17 protein-coding genes are annotated in these 15,983 nt (G+C 54.7%); 2 read left to right on the top strand and 15 right to left on the bottom strand.

Going from position 1 to position 15,983, the window contains the following annotated elements; translation table 11 throughout:
• The 12 genes from Q7J88_RS05350 to rpmE all read right to left on the bottom strand — a co-directional run.
• Positions 1–317: phosphoribosyl-ATP diphosphatase (locus tag Q7J88_RS05350; RefSeq protein WP_303721121.1), on the bottom strand; the 317-nt coding region annotated here is incomplete at its 3' end.
• 11 nt (positions 318–328) lie between these two features.
• On the bottom strand, positions 329–1,096 hold the full coding sequence (gene hisF / locus Q7J88_RS05355; protein WP_303721122.1) for an imidazole glycerol phosphate synthase subunit HisF: 768 nt from the start codon (positions 1,094–1,096) through the stop codon (positions 329–331).
• 1 nt (position 1,097) lies between these two features.
• Positions 1,098–1,832, bottom strand: a complete 735-nt coding sequence (hisA, locus tag Q7J88_RS05360) for a 1-(5-phosphoribosyl)-5-[(5-phosphoribosylamino)methylideneamino]imidazole-4-carboxamide isomerase (RefSeq protein ID WP_303721123.1) — start codon at positions 1,830–1,832, stop codon at positions 1,098–1,100.
• A complete protein-coding gene (hisH, locus tag Q7J88_RS05365; protein ID WP_303721124.1) occupies positions 1,833–2,456 on the bottom strand; it encodes an imidazole glycerol phosphate synthase subunit HisH in 624 nt (207 codons plus the stop codon). It abuts the gene before it with no gap.
• A 4-nt stretch (positions 2,457–2,460) separates the two neighbouring features.
• Positions 2,461–3,051 carry an imidazoleglycerol-phosphate dehydratase HisB gene (gene hisB, locus Q7J88_RS05370; RefSeq protein ID WP_303721125.1) on the bottom strand — a complete coding sequence of 197 codons (591 nt, stop codon included), beginning with the start codon at positions 3,049–3,051 and terminating at the stop codon, positions 2,461–2,463.
• A 13-nt stretch (positions 3,052–3,064) separates the two neighbouring features.
• Positions 3,065–4,354 carry a histidinol dehydrogenase gene (hisD, locus tag Q7J88_RS05375; protein ID WP_369681977.1) on the bottom strand — a complete coding sequence of 430 codons (1,290 nt, stop codon included), beginning with the start codon at positions 4,352–4,354 and terminating at the stop codon, positions 3,065–3,067.
• A gap of 24 nt (positions 4,355–4,378) precedes the next feature.
• Positions 4,379–5,044: an ATP phosphoribosyltransferase gene (gene hisG / locus Q7J88_RS05380; RefSeq protein WP_303721127.1), complete on the bottom strand. Its 666-nt coding sequence runs from the start codon at positions 5,042–5,044 to the stop codon at positions 4,379–4,381.
• Between the two features lie 123 nt (positions 5,045–5,167).
• A complete protein-coding gene (gene murA, locus Q7J88_RS05385; protein ID WP_303721128.1) occupies positions 5,168–6,421 on the bottom strand; it encodes a UDP-N-acetylglucosamine 1-carboxyvinyltransferase in 1,254 nt (417 codons plus the stop codon).
• A gap of 13 nt (positions 6,422–6,434) precedes the next feature.
• Positions 6,435–7,286, bottom strand: coding sequence for a peptide chain release factor N(5)-glutamine methyltransferase (gene prmC, locus Q7J88_RS05390; protein ID WP_303721129.1), 852 nt, complete (start codon positions 7,284–7,286; stop codon positions 6,435–6,437).
• Between the two features lie 6 nt (positions 7,287–7,292).
• Complete coding sequence (prfA, locus tag Q7J88_RS05395; protein ID WP_303721130.1) at positions 7,293–8,363, bottom strand: peptide chain release factor 1; 1,071 nt, start codon at positions 8,361–8,363, stop codon at positions 7,293–7,295.
• 5 nt (positions 8,364–8,368) lie between these two features.
• Positions 8,369–9,058 carry an FAD-dependent thymidylate synthase gene (thyX, locus tag Q7J88_RS05400; RefSeq protein ID WP_303721131.1) on the bottom strand — a complete coding sequence of 230 codons (690 nt, stop codon included), beginning with the start codon at positions 9,056–9,058 and terminating at the stop codon, positions 8,369–8,371.
• Between the two features lie 65 nt (positions 9,059–9,123).
• Complete coding sequence (gene rpmE / locus Q7J88_RS05405) at positions 9,124–9,327, bottom strand: 50S ribosomal protein L31 (protein WP_303721132.1); 204 nt, start codon at positions 9,325–9,327, stop codon at positions 9,124–9,126.
• 201 nt (positions 9,328–9,528) lie between these two features.
• Here rpmE and Q7J88_RS05410 point away from each other — a divergent pair, with 201 nt between their 5' ends.
• Positions 9,529–10,890, top strand: a complete 1,362-nt coding sequence (locus Q7J88_RS05410; protein WP_303721133.1) for a TrkH family potassium uptake protein — start codon at positions 9,529–9,531, stop codon at positions 10,888–10,890.
• A gap of 15 nt (positions 10,891–10,905) precedes the next feature.
• On the top strand, positions 10,906–11,559 hold the full coding sequence (locus Q7J88_RS05415; protein ID WP_303721134.1) for a TrkA family potassium uptake protein: 654 nt from the start codon (positions 10,906–10,908) through the stop codon (positions 11,557–11,559).
• Positions 11,560–11,666: 107 nt separating this feature from the next.
• Here the strand turns inward: Q7J88_RS05415 and rho are convergent, their stop codons facing one another.
• The 3 genes from rho to Q7J88_RS05430 all read right to left on the bottom strand — a co-directional run bounded on the left by rho (position 11,667) and on the right by Q7J88_RS05430 (position 15,858).
• Positions 11,667–12,914: a transcription termination factor Rho gene (gene rho / locus Q7J88_RS05420; RefSeq protein WP_303721135.1), complete on the bottom strand. Its 1,248-nt coding sequence runs from the start codon at positions 12,912–12,914 to the stop codon at positions 11,667–11,669.
• 296 nt (positions 12,915–13,210) lie between these two features.
• Entirely contained in the window at positions 13,211–15,031 is a 1,821-nt protein-coding gene (locus tag Q7J88_RS05425) for a response regulator (RefSeq protein ID WP_303721136.1), read from the bottom strand.
• A 56-nt stretch (positions 15,032–15,087) separates the two neighbouring features.
• Positions 15,088–15,858, bottom strand: coding sequence for a hypothetical protein (locus Q7J88_RS05430; RefSeq protein WP_303721137.1), 771 nt, complete (start codon positions 15,856–15,858; stop codon positions 15,088–15,090).
• Positions 15,859–15,983: the final 125 nt, after the last annotated feature.

A 15,983-nucleotide genomic window follows, 5' to 3' on the forward strand; every position in this document is an offset into this window, starting at 1 on the left:
TCAATTCCCGACATCCCGAATCGGCGCCGTAATTCGGCGTAGACCACCTCCGGTGATATATCGTAGTAACCAAGCAACACCAGCACGTGGAAGAACAGGTCGGCAACTTCGTAAACTAACTCTTCTTTGTCCCCGCCCTTGCCAGCCACGGCGGTTTCGGTTGCCTCTTCGCCAACCTTGCTCAGAATTTTATCCAGACCTTTGTCGAACAACGACTTAACATATGACTTTTCACCATCGGCCATCGCCTTGCGTTCAAGAATGATCTGGTAGACCGCCTCGAGGATATCTTCATTAAGGTTAACTTGGTCAGACATTTCTCGCTCCGTTAAATCCTCGCCGGGACGCCATGCTGCTTGAGATATTCTTTGCACTCAGCGATAGTGTATTCCTTGAAGTGGAAGATCGAGGCCGCCAGCGCGGCGGAAGCTCCCCCTTCGACCAAGCCTTCGCGGATATGTTCGAGGTTGCCGACGCCTCCGGAGGCTATCACCGGAACATCGACCGCATCGCTGACGGCACGAGTCAATTCGATGTCGTAACCGTCCTTGGTGCCGTCGCAGTCCATCGAAGTCAGCAGGATTTCTCCGCTGCCGTACTCGACCATCTTCTTCGCCCACTCGATGGCGTCGATGCCAGTCGGCTTACGGCCTCCATGGGTATAAACCTCCCAGCGCAACGGATCGGAACCGGGAACACGCCGCGCGTCTATGGCAACGACCGTGCACTGGCTTCCGAAACGCTCGGCGGCTTCTTTAACAAACTCTGGATTGAAGACCGCTGCGGTATTGATCGACACCTTGTCGGCACCGGCATTAAGCATCTTGCGGATGTCCTCGCAGGTGCGGATACCGCCGCCAACGGTCAGCGGCATAAAAACCCGCTCGGCGGTCTGGCGTACCACTTCGACGATAGTATCGCGCTCATCACTTGATGCGGTGATATCGAGAAAGGTCAGCTCGTCCGCTCCTTGAGCGCAGTAGGCCTCGGCCGCCTCGACCGGATCACCAGCGTCACGCAAACCGACAAAATTGACGCCCTTGACGACCCGGCCGTCTTTGACATCAAGGCAGGGAATAATCCTTTTGGTCAGCATCTTACTTGATCTCCCCCTTGGTCAGCGCCACCGCTTCGCGCAGGTCGATAGCGCCGGAATAAATCGCCTTGCCAGTGATCACCCCGGTCACCCCGAAGGATTCAATCGCCATCAAGCGGCGGATATCATCGAGGGTCGACAACCCACCAGAGGCGATTACCGGGATATTAATCGACTCGGCCAGGTTCTTGGTTGCCTCGATGTTCGGCCCCTGCATCATGCCGTCGCGGGCGATGTCGGTATAGATGATCGCCTCCACCCCGAAGCCTTCCATCTCCTTGGCCATCTCGGTTGCCTTCTTCTCGGTTACATCGGCCCAGCCACGCACCGCCACCAGACCATCCTTGGCATCGATACCAACCACGATCTGGCCGGGAAACTTCTTGCAGGCTTCCTCAACCAGCGCCGGGTTCTCTTTTGCCACGGTGCCGAGAATCACCCGATCGATGCCGAGTTCCAGATACGCCTCGATGGTCTGCAGATCACGAATGCCACCGCCCAGCTCGGAGGGGATATCGATCGCCTCGACGATCGCCTTGATCGCCTCCTTGTTCTTCGGAACGCCTGCGAAGGCACCGTCGAGATCTACTATATGCAGCAGTTCGCCACCCTGCTCCTGCCAGAGGCGCGCCTGCGCGCCCGGGTTGTTATTGTAGACAGTGTCTTTATCCATCAGGCCCTGTTCCAGACGGACACAGCGACCTTCCTTCAAATCGATTGCGGGTAGAATGATCATTTAAAGCGCTCCGAAATTCTTGAAAATCTGCAGGCCGATGTCTTGGCTTTTTTCCGGGTGGAACTGGGTCGCCATGATGTTGTCGCGCCAGAGCGAAGCACAGAATTCAACATCGCCGTAAGTGCAACTGGCAGCAACATCTTCGGCGTTCTCGGCGGCACAGTAATAGGAGTGGACGAAGTAAACGAAGCTGCCGTCCGCAACGTCGTTGAAAATCGGCGAGTCCTTTTTCAGGCTGATGTTGTTCCAGCCCATGTGCGGCACCTTGAGCCGCTCGCCGTTCTCCAGCATCCCGGAGGGGAAACGTACCACCTTGCCCGGAATCAACCCAAGCCCCTGATGCCGGCCAAACTCCTCGCTCTCGTCAAACAACATCTGCATTCCGACGCAAATGCCGAGCAGCGGCTTGCCGGCCTGAATGTGGGCCAGCAGCGGCTCGACAAAACCGCCCTCGCGCAGATTGGTGATACAGTCGCGGAAGGCACCGACGCCGGGTAGCACAACCTTATCGGCCGTGGTTATGTCTTCCGGCTTGTCACTGACCCGTGCGGCGAAGCCGAGCTTCTCAAACGCCTTCTCGACGCTGCGCAGGTTGCCCATTTCGTAATCGATGATGTTTATCACAAAACTACTCCAGCTTTCCCTTAGTCGACATCACCCCTTGGATACGAGGATCGATACTGGTCGCCTGATCGAGGGCACGTCCGAAAGCCTTAAAGATCCCCTCGATGATGTGGTGCAAATTGTCTCCATAAGCCAGGTTAACATGGATGTTGGCCCCGGAATGATTACAGAAGGCGACAAAGAATTCCTCAACCAGCTCAGTATCGAAACTGCCGACCTTGGCCTTTGGCAAGTCGACGTTGAAGACCAGAAGCGGCCGACCGGAAAAATCGATCACCACCGAAGCGAGCGCTTCGTGCATTGGCATCGTCTCACGACCGAAGCGACGTACCCCGGCCTTATCGCCGAGCGCCTGTTTGAATGCCTCGCCGAGAACAATTCCTATATCTTCAACGGTGTGATGATCGTCGATCTCGGTATCACCGGTCGCCTTGACAGTCAGATCAAAAAAACCATGCCGTGCCACCGCCGAGAGCATGTGATTGAAGAAGGACACCGGTGTTTCCAGATGATGCTGGCCGCTGCCATCCAGGTCCAACTCGATGCTGATGTTGGTTTCCTTGGTTTCGCGATCTATTTTTGCGGTACGTGCCATGACAATCTCCAGTTTATTTCCGCAGCCGGATCGACACCGACTTGGCGTGTGCTTCCAATCCTTCCAACTCTGCGATATGAACGATCTCTTTGCCGAGCCGGTGCAGGCCGCTGGCGGTAAAAGAGACGATGCTAGACTTCTTGACAAAATCGTCCAGCGACAGCGGCGAGAAAAAACGCGCGGTGCCACCGGTCGGCAAGGTGTGATTCGGCCCGGCCAAGTAATCGCCAGCCGCCTCCGGGGTGTGATGGCCCATGAAGACCGCCCCGGCATGCTTGATCTTGGGGAGAATCTCGAACGGATTATCGACTGCAAGCTCCAGGTGCTCCGGCGCAATGCGGTTGGAGAAAGCGATCGCCTCGTCCAGATCCTGCGCCAGGATGATGGCACCGAAATCCTCGATCGACTTGCGGGCGATCGTTTCACGGCTCAGCTCGATGAGCTGTCTTTCGACCTCGGCCTGCACGGCGGTCGCCATCTTTTCGCTACTGGTCACCAGTACTGAAGAAGCCAGCTCGTCATGCTCGGCTTGGGAGAGCAGATCTGCAGCAATGTGCGCGGCGTTTCCGCTACCGTCGTTGATCACCAGAATCTCGCTCGGTCCGGCGATCATGTCGATGTCGACTTGACCGAACACCAGCTGTTTGGCGGTGGCGACATAGATATTCCCCGGCCCGGTGATCTTGTCGACCCGCGGCACAGTCTCGGTACCATAAGCGAGCGCGGCTACCGCCTGAGCTCCCCCCAGCTTGAAAATCCGGTCGACGCCGGAGATCTTTGCCGCCGCCAACACGTGCGGGTTGACCTCGCCGTTCGGCATCGGTACCACCATGATCACTTCTTCGACCCCGGCAACCTTGGCCGGAACCGCGTTCATCAACACAGAAGAGGGATAGGTTGCCTTGCCGCCCGGCACATAGATGCCGACCCGGTCGAGGGGACGCACCATCTGGCCGACCAGCACATCCGCCTCGTCGGTGGAAATCCAGGTTTCCTGCTTCTGCTTGGCGTGGTAGTCGGCGATCCGCTCGGCAGCCAGTTGCAGGGCATTTAGCGATTCTCCTGAAACTTCCGTCATCGCCGCATCAATCTCTTCAGCGGTCACTTCAAGTGAAGCTGCGTCCAACTCCAGCTTGTCGAACCTAGTGGTCAGCTCGAAGAGGGCCTTATCGCCCCGTTCGCGGACATCGGCGATAATCGCTTTGACCGTCTCCTCAATTGTTGCCGGTACCTCTTCGGCGCGTTGCTCAATGCGCCGGAACTGAGCGTCAAAACTCGGATCGGAAAATTTCAGAATACGCATCATTTTTATTTTTCCTCCAGCTTATTACAGGGAGATTTTCACTTCGTCGCCAATCAACGGTTCCAGGCCATCGATAATCTCGCTGATCCGCTGGTGCTTGGTTTTCAGGCTGGCTCGGTTAACGATCAGACGGCTGGTGATCTCGGCTATCGTTTCCACCTCAACCATGTTATTCGCCTTCAGCGTCCCCCCGGTGGAGACCAGGTCGACAATTCGTTCTGAGAGGCCGACCAGCGGCGCCAGTTCGATCGAGCCGTACAGCTTGATCAGCTCGACCTGCACTCCCTTGCTGGCAAAATAACGCTCGGTGACATTCGGGTACTTGGTAGCGACTCGGATATTCGACCAGTTGGTCGGGTCGTCATCTTCCTGCAGAGCCTTCGGCTCGGCGACCACTAGCCGACAGTAGCCAAACTTGAGATCGAGCGGCTCGTAGAGATCCTTCCCCTGCTCCAACAGGGTATCTTTACCGACCACGCCGATATCGGCGCAGCCGTACTCGACATAGGTCGGCACGTCTGTCGCGCGCACCGCCATGAAGCGATATTTCTGTTCCTTGTTCTCAAAGACCAGCTTGCGAGTCCCCTTCTCGTCCATCTCCGGGCAGGTAATGCCGATCTTGCCGAACAGCTCCATCGAATCCTGCATAATCCGCCCCTTCGGCAGGGCGAAGGTGATCCAGTCGCTCATTATCAATTATCCTTTATGTTGAGGGCCTCACACTGAGAGCGGCTATCGCTCAGACGGCGGCAGTCAAGCTCCACGGACTTATTTATGCGTCCCTTGAAGTGAGGATTTCAAACCGCTCCCTTGTCATTCTTGCTCACGCCAGATACGAGCCCCAAGCGCAGCCAGCTTCTTTTCGATTCTTTCGTAACCACGGTCAAGGTGATAGATCCGCGATACCTCGGTGGTGTTCTCCGCCGCCAGCCCGGCCAGAATCAGCGAAGCGCTGGCCCGCAGATCGGTCGCCATCACCGGCGCACCGGTCATCTGTCCGACGCCGCGAATAATTGCGCTATGGCCGTCGATCTGTATTTCGGCCCCCATCCGCTGCAGTTCGCAGACATGCATGAAGCGGTTTTCGAAGACCGTCTCGGAAATCCGACTCGACCCTTCCGCCCGAGTCATCAGGGCCATGAACTGCGCCTGCATGTCGGTCGGGAAACCAGGAAAAACACTGGTACGGATATCGACCGACCGCAATTTCTCTGGACCGATCACCCGCAGGCCATCGGCCTCTTTTTCGACTACCACACCCGCTTCGGCCATCTTACTGATCAGCGCTTCCTGATGCTCGCGAATCGCACCTTTCACCAGCACGTTGCCGCCGGTGATCGCCGCGGCAATCATAAAGGTTCCGGCTTCGATCCGGTCCGGGATAACACTGCATTCGAGCGGCTGCAGTCTCTCGACACCCAGAATCCTAATCACTGCGGTTCCGGCGCCTTCGATTCTGGCCCCCATACTGATGAGCGCATCGGCCAACTGCACGATCTCCGGCTCACGGGCGGCATTTTCCAGTACCGTTTCCCCTTCAGCCAAAGCAGCAGCCATCAGCAGATTTTCAGTACCGCCGACGGTCGGCATGTCGAAATTGATCTTCGCCCCGACCAATTTATCCACTTTCGCCTCGACGTAGCCATGGTCAAGGCTGATGGTTGCGCCGAGAGCTTCAAAGCCTTTCAGATGTTGATCGATCGGTCGGGCACCGATGGCGCAGCCGCCGGGCAACGACACCCGGGCATGGCCGAAACGAGCCAGTAGCGGCCCCAACACCAGCACCGAGGCGCGCATAGTTTTGACCAGATCATAGGAAGCTTCGATACTCTCGATTCGCCGGGCATCGACCCGCACACAGTCCTTGACCCGACTGGCGCCAGCCCCTAACTGACAAAGCAGCTTGACCGCCGTGTTGATATCGCGCAGATCGGGAATATTGCAGATTTCACTCTTCCCCTCAGCCAACAGCGTAGCAAACAGCAACGGTAAAGCAGAATTCTTCGCCCCACTAACCTGCACTTCTCCGTTTAGCGGCACTCCGCCTTTGATGACAATCTTATCCAACTCTTATGACTTTCTATCTGTGACAGCCGCCAACCACACGCGGTAGGCCAGCATAATCGTCGCGCACAAAAACATCCTGCAGACCAGCAGCAGTAAACAGCTGCTGAACCGCCTCAGCCTGCCGGTAGCCGATCTCAACAAGAAGCCATCCTCTCGGCTTAAGTCGGTTCTGCGCCTGGGAAGTCAGTTTGCGATAACAATCAAGTCCGTTATCTTCTGCCAGCAACGCCTGCCGCGGTTCGAAGCAGCGCACTTCCGGCATCAATTCATCCCACTCTGCTTGAGCAACGTAAGGGGGATTGGAAACGATCAAATCATACTGCTGCTGCGGCAATTGAGCAAGATCTGCTTGCAGAAACCGCACTTGCCCAGCGACCCCGTTTCTTTCCGCATTGCGCCGTGCAACCTCGAGCGCTTCAACAGAGAGATCAAGGGCACTCACCTGCCAGTCAGCGAGTTCGGTAGCCAGACTGATGGCAATCGCGCCGCTGCCGGTTCCGACATCGAGCAGTTCCCCGACTTCAGCATCAACTCGGTTCAGCGCTTCTTCGACCAGAATTTCGGTATCGGCACGCGGAATCAATACTGCCGGCGTGACTTCGAAGGGCAACGACCAGAACTCGGTCTGCCCAAGCAGATACTGTAGCGGTTCACGTTGCCCGCGCCTTTTGACCAGGGGACGGATCGCATCCAGTTCGGCTTCATTCAGGGGACGTTCGTAATTCAGGTATAGACCGACACGATCCAGTTCCAGCACATGCGCCAGCAACAGTTCGGCATCTAAGCGCGGATTGCTGATCCCTTTTCCATCAAAGTAATCGGTGGTCCAACGCAGCAGTCTGAGCAGGGTCCAGATCACGGTCACGTAGCCCTAACCCTCTTGTTGCTGACTCATCTGCGCCGCCTGCTGATCAGTAATCAGCGCATCGATCACTTCGTCGACATCCCCCTGCATGATTGCGTCGAGCTTATAGAGCGTCAATCCGATGCGGTGGTCGGTGCACCGCCCCTGCGGGTAGTTGTAGGTGCGGATTCGCTCGCTGCGGTCGCCGCTGCCAACCTGGTTCTTGCGATCTGCGGCCATGGCGGCGTTCTGCTCGGCCTGCATCTGGTCGTAGATGCGCGACTTGAGCACCTTCATCGCCTTGGCCTTGTTCTTGTGCTGCGACTTCTCATCCTGACAGGCAACCACCACCCCGGTCGGGATATGGGTCAGACGCACCGCTGATTCGGTCTTGTTGACGTGCTGACCACCAGCTCCCGAAGCGCGGTAGAGATCGATGCGCAAGTCAGCCGGATTGATTTCGATATCGACATCCTCAGCTTCCGGCAACACCGCCACAGTACAGGCTGAAGTGTGAATCCGCCCCTGCGTTTCGGTTTCCGGAACCCGCTGCACCCGGTGGGTGCCGCTTTCGAACTTGAGCCGTGAATAGACCCGTTCGCCGCTGATCAGCGCAACCACTTCCTTGAAACCACCGCCATCGGTCTCAGAAGCGCTCATCATTTCGACCTTCCAGCGCTGACGATCGGCATAACGCGAGTACATGCGGAAGAGATCGGCGGCAAACAGCGCCGCCTCGTCACCACCGGTACCGGCGCGGATTTCGAGGATGATGTTCTTGTCATCGTTCGGATCCTTCGGCAGCATCAGAATCTTCAGTTCTTCTTCCAGCTGCTCCAGCTGCGTCTCCAACTCCGGCAGCTCGGCCTTGGCCAGCTCCTTCATTTCCGGATCGCTGTCCTGCAGCAGTTCGCGATTGCCCTCGATTTCGGAAGAGACCTGTTTATACTTTCCATACACACTGACCACTTCGCTCAGGTCGGCGTGTTCTTTGGACAGCTCACGATAACGCTTCTGGTCGGAAATGATCGACGGGTCGGAAAGCAGCCCCTCAACCTCGCGGAAACGATCGACAACATCTTCAAGACTTGCAAACATAGGCGTTATCCAAAGGAGGCAAATTCTTCGCGCACGGCTGAAATCTGACCGCAGGTCATCTTCCCTTCCGGGCAGGGTCCGGACAGGCAACCGGGACCTGCGTTGGCAAACAGGGTCGGCGCCACCGGTTTGACCAGTTTAAGCATCCGCTTTGCCATCTCCTGAATCTCCCACTGAGCACGGCGGCAGCAGCGCAGAGCAAAGAAATGACGCAGCTCGCGACCGTTCATGGTGACCACAATCTTGGTGGTCGCAGCGTTCGGCAGCAAAAAGCGAGCATCTTCGGCCGGGATATTGGCATCAAGCATCTCACCGTAAAACTGATGAATTTCAGCGAGTAATTGCTGATACCGCTGATTCAGCTCTGGCTTGGCTGCAATGCTCTCCGGAGTCACGGCCGAAAATTGCTTTTTGTGCGAGACGTAGCGCTGGCTCTGTTGAGAATAAGAGGCGAGACGGTGCCGCACCAACTGATGCGAACAGGCCCGGCTGATCCCTTCGACACCGAAGGAGAAACTGACATGCTCCATCACCGAATGATGACCGAGGGAGAGAATCTTCTCTAAAAATTCCCGGCGGTCCCTTTTGCTCTTCTCCATCAACTCACCGATAGAGGCGTTGGAGTAACAGAGCCGAGCAGCGGCCGCAACCACCCGTTCCGGATCGGGAGTATGAATCAGTAATTCGACATGCATGAATTTATCCGATAGAAACGAAAAAAGGCGGCCCAGTGGGCCGCCCGATTTCCTTACCCAAAGGGTTATTTCTGGGCGTACTTTTTCCGGAAGCGCTCGATCCGACCCGCAGTATCGATCAGCTTCTGCTTGCCAGTGTAAAACGGGTGGCAAGCTGAGCAGATTTCAGTGTGAATTTCTTCTTTCAGGGTCGAACGGGTCTCGAAAGTATTCCCGCAGTCACAGCGCACGGTGACGTCATTGTACTCAGGATGGATTCCTTCTTTCATCTTTTTTCTCCTTGGCGGCCTGGCTTTGTACAGGCCTAATTGATTTCGTACAGGGAACCGGCTTAATAACATTTTTGCCGGCACCGGGCAAGTAAATATATACAAAACCGGCAAATTCTGCAAGTGATTCCGCGGATACCCAAAAGCTGCAGAGAGGAATCTCTCTGGCATTTCATGTACGGCTGCAGTAGAATCCGCGCCATGAAACGAAAACTATCTTTACAGCACCTGTCACCGAACTGGGTGCTGATTCTTTACTATGGGACAGCCATCCTGCTGGGTGCTCTGCTGCTGAGCCTGCCATTGGCAGCCCAAAGCGGACATCTCTCCTTCATCGATGCCCTGTTCACTGCCACCTCGGCGCAATGTGTCACCGGTCTGGTAGTTGTCGATACCGGTCACGACCTCAGTCTGTTCGGCCAGCTGGTGGTGTTGCTACTGATTCAGATCGGCGGTCTGGGGATCACAACCTTCTCCGTCTATCTATTCATCTATCTGCGCCAGGGCCTCGGGCTACAAAACCGGCGGCTGATCCAGGAAACGCTGATTCACACCCCGTTTGCGTCCCTCAAAGAGCTGATCCGCAACATCTTTCTCTTTACTCTGGTCATCGAAGGGATCGGCGCAGCCCTGCTGGCGATCCGCTTTGTTCCCCGTGACGGGTTGGTCCAGGGACTCTACAGTGCCGTCTTTCACTCCGTTTCAGCCTTCTGCAACGCCGGTTTTTCCCTTTACCCGGACAGCCTGGTCGGCTATCGCGATGATCTGCTGGTCAACCTGACCAGCATGGTACTGATTACCCTCGGCGGGGTCGGTTTCCTGGTGATGCATGAGCTGCTCGACCTATGCCGCCGCCGAAAACGCCACAGGCTCTCGCTACATAGCCGACTGGTGCTGATGACCAGCCTGGCCCTGACACTCGGCGGCGCGGCACTGATCTGGGGACTTGAGTTCGGGTCCTCGTTGCGGCAAATTTCTTTCGGCGATGGACTGCTGACCTCACTGTTTCAATCAGTGACCTGCCGAACTGCTGGCTTCAACAGTATCGACCTGAACAGTTTTGAAGTGCCAACGCTACTGCTGATGATGTTCCTGATGTTCGTCGGTGCTTCACCCGGGTCCTGCGGCGGCGGGATCAAAACCACCAGCTTGGCCTTGTTTGTAGCCATTCTGCACAGCCGTTTGCATGGCATGATGCACACCAACGTCTTTCGTCGCACCGTTCCGGAAGAGCTGGCCACCCGTACCCTGACCCTGGTGATGTTGGCGATCCTGCTGTGCGGCGCCAGTATCTTCATCCTGATGAGCTTCGAGCTGCAGGGGCTGGCGTTCAACGAGAGCCGCGGCGCGCTGCTCGACTACGCCTTTGAAGCGGTCTCCGCGTTTGCCACCGTCGGCCTTTCGCTCGGGGTAACCACCAAGTTGTCGCTGATCGGCAAAATTATCATCATTACCCTAATGTTCATCGGCCGGGTCGGGCTGCTGACAGTTGCCTTTGCCTTTATCCGCCGCGCCCGGAAGGATGGCGTCAGGTACGGTGAAGAAAGAATCATGATCGGCTGAAAAGGAGCAATATTGATGGGACATTTTTGTGTGATCGGTGCCGGAAATTTCGGCTTTCACCTCGCCTCCTCCCTCTATCAGGAGGGACACGATGTGATCGTTATCGACAGCGATCGCAATCGCCTGCAGAAGGTCCAGGATTTAAGCAGCTACGCGATTCTCGCCGACGCAGCGGACAAAGAATTTCTTGCCGGGCAAGGGCTGACCGAAATGGATGCAGTGATCATATCCACCGGCGAGCAGATTCACCAGGCGACCCTAATTACCCTCTATCTCAAAGAACTGGGTTGTAAAAGGATTCTGGTCAAGTCGAACGACGAGGATCACAGCAAGATCCTGCGCAAGGTCGGAGCGAGCGAAATCATTTTCCCGGAAAAGGATATGGCCCTGAAAACAGCACGCAGCCTAATCTCTCCCAATGTTCTCGATTACCTGCCGATGGTCGATGACTACTCAATCAGCGAGTTGGCCCCGCCGAAACACTTTCTCGGCAAAAACCTGATTCAACTCGACCTGCGACGAAAATACGACATTCTGGTGATAGGCATAAAAGACGTTCTCTCAGACCGCTTTATTCTGCTTCCGTCAGCCGATCATCTGATTAAGGAGAGTGATCTACTTGTTATTTTCGGCAAAACTGAGGACGTTGACCGCGCCGCCAAGGCCTGAGCCACACATTACAAGTCCAAGAAGTAACGCCATCCACAAAAAATAAAGCCGCAGATTACCGATAACTCAATCTGCGGCTATTATATTCACTTCTCAAATTCTCAGGACTACTGATTCATCGAATCGAGAAACTGTTGGTTGGTCTCGGATTCTGCCAACTTTTCAAGCAGGAACTCCATGCTATCGACGGTATTCATGCTGGAGAGCACCTTGCGCAACAGCCAAGTACGCTGCAATTGAGTGGTGTCAACCAGCAGATCTTCTTTTCGGGTACCGGAGCGGTTGATATCCATCGCCGGGAAGGTCCGTTTGTCAGCCAGGCGACGGTCGAGGTGTAGTTCCATGTTACCAGTGCCCTTAAACTCCTCGAAAATAACCTCGTCCATCTTGCTCCCAGTATCGATCAACGCTGTGGCGATAATAGTTAGGCTGCCGCCCTCCTCAATGTTACGAGCGGCCCCAAAGAAACGCTTCGGCTTGTGCAGGGCGTGGGCATCGACACCACCGGAGAGGATCTTTCCGGAAGACGGGATGATAGTGTTATAGGCGCGTGCTAGGCGAGTGATCGAGTCGAGCAGAATCACCACATCATGCTTGTGCTCAACTAGACGCTTGGCCTTCTCGATAACCATCTCAGCAACCTGTACGTGACGGTTGGCTGGCTCGTCGAAGGTCGAGGAGATGACCTCACCGTTGACGCTGCGCTGCATATCGGTAACTTCCTCGGGGCGCTCGTCGATCAGCAAGACGATTAAATAGGCCTCCGGATGGTTAGCGGAGATCGAGTTGGCGATATTCTGCAGCAGGACCGTTTTCCCAGTCCTCGGCGGTGCAACGATCAGGCCCCGTTGCCCTTTGCCGATCGGCGATACCAGGTCTATAATCCGGGTAGCAGTGTTCTCTGGACCGTTCTCCATAACCAACTGCTGATCCGGATAGAGCGGGGTCAGGTTGTCGAAGAATGTCTTCTCGCGCATCTTCGCCGGATCATCGAAGTTAACCTCGGAAACCTTCAGCAAGGCAAAATAGCGCTCACCTTCTTTGGGCGGCCGAATCTGACCGGAGACGGTATCACCAGTACGCAGGGCGAAACGGCGGATCTGCGACGGGGAGATATAGATATCGTCCGGCCCCGGCAGATAGTTCGCATCGGGAGCGCGTAGGAAGCCGAAACCATCAGGAAGAATCTCGAGAACCCCCTCACCGTAGATTGCTTTCTTCTGCTTGGCGGTAGCATTAAGGATGGCGAAGATCAGGTCTTGACGACGCATGCCGCCGATCTCCTCCAATTTCAGCTCTTTGCCAAGAGCGATCAGGTCGGAAATTTTCTTTTTCTTCAGTTCTTTTAGGTTCATATGGGCTCCAGAAATGGCCTGTCGGGAATGCAGGGACCTTACTTAAGGGTTTTGCATCAAAGGGGGTTATTGATATGTATCCTGAATTGAAAATTCGCTTAAGAATTAATAACAGATTATCGGTATCGGGCAGTTTTTATATAATGAGCGATTTACCAATCACTATTTTTGAAGATTGTTCTCTCAAACTGTTCGTTGGCAGGATCAATTGAGGTTGGCGACTTGGTCGCGTTCATATTCTTTATTATGCTGCTTTTACCTGCTTTCCCTCCCCCTGTCAACCGGGAAAATTTTTTTCAACCTGCCGTCATCGTTTTTTCAGCCGGGCAATATTTCACCAACAACTGCTCAATCCGTTGCAACAGATCTCGTGGAAAGAAGGGTTTGGTAATATAATCAACCGCACCTAACTCCTTGCTCCGATCTTGTTCATGCTTGCGCGACACTGCGGTCAGGATCGCCACTGGCGTATGCATCGTCAGTGGATCGAGCTTCAACTTTTCGAAAACTTCAAAACCATCCATCTCAGGCATGAACAGATCGAGCAGAATCAGATCGGGGTTAAAATCTTTCGCCTTTTGCAACCCTTCAGCACCGTTACCTGCCAACTCCAGATCGTAATTCTTGTTCAACAAGATTTCAACAAAACGGCGGATGGCCGGCTCATCATCAACCAGCAACAAACGGTGACGACGCTTCGATGTAAACGGTGCGATCTCCGCCGGAGCATCAGAGCGATGCGGAAACAACAGGTGGAAACTACTCCCCGGATGCTTGATTCCGGTTTCTACTTGCGCACCGGGGCTGCTCGCCCAGCTCAACCCATCGTGACAATGCAGAATCCTTTTCACCAGCGCCAGCCCCAGCCCAGCTCCCTTACCGAGGAATTTGTCACCGGAGCTATGTTCGTCAAGCTTTCCAACTGTGTAAAAACGCTCGAACACATGGGCTAATTCCTGGCGTGGAATCCCGACGCCGTTATCTGCAACCCGGATTTCGAAGAAATCACCTTCCCAGCTGCAGCTGTCCAGGAAATCGGGACGAAACAGCCTGATCCATTCGGCATCCTCCTGCAGACTTTCGCGGCTCCGCAATACCCCGTGAATACGGATCGTCCCCCCCGGCTCAGTATAGCGGATCGCATTGCCAATCAAGTCATCCAGCGCACGGACGATCATCTGCGGATCGACAGACAATTTCGGCCAAGTGTCGCTATTGCCCAAATCGAGCGTCAAATTCCGTTCGGTAAGAGTCGCGGAAAAGTTGCTGTGCAGATGAGTCAGAAAGGGATGCAACTGTAAAAGCTTGCGTTGCGGATAAAACCCGTCCGTTTCCAAGCGAACGATGTCGAGCATATTTTCAACGATATCGGATAACCGCTGGGTCCCCTGCATTGCATAATTGAGCAGGCTCTGCTCATCCTCATTGATTCGCCCGGGCAAACTTTCCTGCAGATACTCGAGAGCCCCGAACAAAAAGGTCAAAGGGGTCCGCAGTTCATGGGAAGCGACGCCGATAAAGTCGGATTTCATTTTTCCAACTTCGCGCAGTTCGGCATTCACCTTCTCCTGCTTCGACATCGTCTGCTGCAACTTTTCTCGAGATTCTTCCAGAGCACTATTTTTTGCTTCCAGCTCCCGGTGACTGGTCCGCAGCTCTTCATGCAATCGGGTCCGTTCCAGCTCACGCTCTTTTTCCTTGCTCAGATCGTGCGCCATGACCAGAACTCCGGAAACCTCTTCATCGTCCCAAATTGCGGACAGCTGGATTGCAAGAGCTATTTCCCTGCCGTTCGGCCAAAGATAACTGAGTTCGAGAACCTGCCCCATCCCCTGCAATGATTTCAGGTAGGCCAGCTCGATTTGTGGATATCCGGCAAACAATTCTCTGAACCGGTGCCCCAGCAGGGTCTCGACAGTGCGTCCAAAAACCTGTTCGCAGGCACTGTTGGCACGGTTGATCACACCTTCTTGATCAACCGAAAACAATGCGTCGGCCACTGCTTCAAAGAGATTCTGATAGCGTGCTTCCGACAGCTCCAGTTCATGGATTCGCTGCTGGACTCGACGGCACGCATCATGATCGAAACCGCAGGCAGCTTCCGGTTTCAGCGGCATTCTTTTTCCAATCGAGGTCAATCAATCCGCTCCAGTTTGAAATGGTCTTCCGATAATTACTTTAAAGAATCGAGCAACCCAGGGCTAATGCTCGAGACAATCCGGGAAAACAGCTTTCTGTAGACTTCAGGCAGCTTCTGATTTCCCTCAGCATCGTTTTCTCCTAAAGCTTTCTCAATCCCGGACAGATCGATATATTTCACCTGTACTAAATCGGTCTTATTATAATAGGCCTCATCAAAATCAGCATATTGCAGCAACACTGCATGCACCGCATCACGACCGACCATCTCCCACAGCACTTGGCCATTTCGATCGACGACGGCAGCTGTCGCCATAATGTCGTTGTAGGTTGTCTGCAAAGATTCGAGCAGGGTGCGGGAACGCCGGGACTCCTCTATCTGTTCTCCGGAAAAGACCACGACCAGGAGAGCATCAACTACATTCTGCCTGGCAATTTCTGCAACCGACTGTTGATTATAATGGTAGCCCTGAGGCCGCCCAGCCGGATCGGCCGGTTTTTCCCCTGCCAGCAGGGATAACGCCAACAGTTCACTATCCCCCGCTAACAAGCGTACATCGAAATAGCCCTTTTCCTCACGAAGCTGCTCGACCAGCATTTCATGCTTGTTGGCAATGGAGCGACGCAACAGGGCGAATAAATTCTGTTTTTGAGGGTAGTCGAAGGGAGCCGCCGTGTCGAGCAAGAGCGGCAGAACACCCAGAACCTGCACTTTCTCTTGGTATGTCTGTTTCGAAACCTGATACTTTCCCCAGCCGCAGCTGGCCAAAAACAATACCAATCCGTACACCAACCACTTTTTCATTTCTACTCCTCCAGTCAAAAAAAAAAGCTCCACCCGAGAATCAAACACTCAAACAACCTTACCGGACAAAATCAATTGTATCCTAAAATGTCAGTAAAATTATCTGCGCAAAAACGGGAACTCTT

The organism is Malonomonas rubra (assembly GCF_003247215.1).
Taxonomy (GTDB): Bacteria; Desulfobacterota; Desulfuromonadia; order Desulfuromonadales; family Geopsychrobacteraceae; genus Malonomonas; species Malonomonas rubra_A.

Bases quoted from the DNA above. Each gene is read 5' to 3' on its own strand.
- Q7J88_RS05415 (WP_303721134.1), top strand. From the start codon at position 10,906: ATGGGACATTTTTGTGTGATCGGTGCCGGAAATTTCGGCTTTCACCTC.
- rho (WP_303721135.1), bottom strand. From the start codon at position 12,914: ATGAACCTAAAAGAACTGAAGAAAAAGAAAATTTCCGACCTGATCGCT.
- hisF (WP_303721122.1), bottom strand. From the start codon at position 1,096: ATGCTGACCAAAAGGATTATTCCCTGCCTTGATGTCAAAGACGGCCGG.
- prfA (WP_303721130.1), bottom strand. From the start codon at position 8,363: ATGTTTGCAAGTCTTGAAGATGTTGTCGATCGTTTCCGCGAGGTTGAG.
- thyX (WP_303721131.1), bottom strand. From the start codon at position 9,058: ATGCATGTCGAATTACTGATTCATACTCCCGATCCGGAACGGGTGGTT.
- Q7J88_RS05430 (WP_303721137.1), bottom strand. From the start codon at position 15,858: ATGAAAAAGTGGTTGGTGTACGGATTGGTATTGTTTTTGGCCAGCTGC.
- hisA (WP_303721123.1), bottom strand. From the start codon at position 1,832: ATGATCATTCTACCCGCAATCGATTTGAAGGAAGGTCGCTGTGTCCGT.
- rpmE (WP_303721132.1), bottom strand. From the start codon at position 9,327: ATGAAAGAAGGAATCCATCCTGAGTACAATGACGTCACCGTGCGCTGT.
- hisD (WP_369681977.1), bottom strand. From the start codon at position 4,354: ATGCGTATTCTGAAATTTTCCGATCCGAGTTTTGACGCTCAGTTCCGG.
- hisB (WP_303721125.1), bottom strand. From the start codon at position 3,051: ATGGCACGTACCGCAAAAATAGATCGCGAAACCAAGGAAACCAACATC.
- Q7J88_RS05410 (WP_303721133.1), top strand. From the start codon at position 9,529: ATGAAACGAAAACTATCTTTACAGCACCTGTCACCGAACTGGGTGCTG.
- hisG (WP_303721127.1), bottom strand. From the start codon at position 5,044: ATGAGCGACTGGATCACCTTCGCCCTGCCGAAGGGGCGGATTATGCAG.
- Q7J88_RS05425 (WP_303721136.1), bottom strand. From the start codon at position 15,031: ATGCCGCTGAAACCGGAAGCTGCCTGCGGTTTCGATCATGATGCGTGC.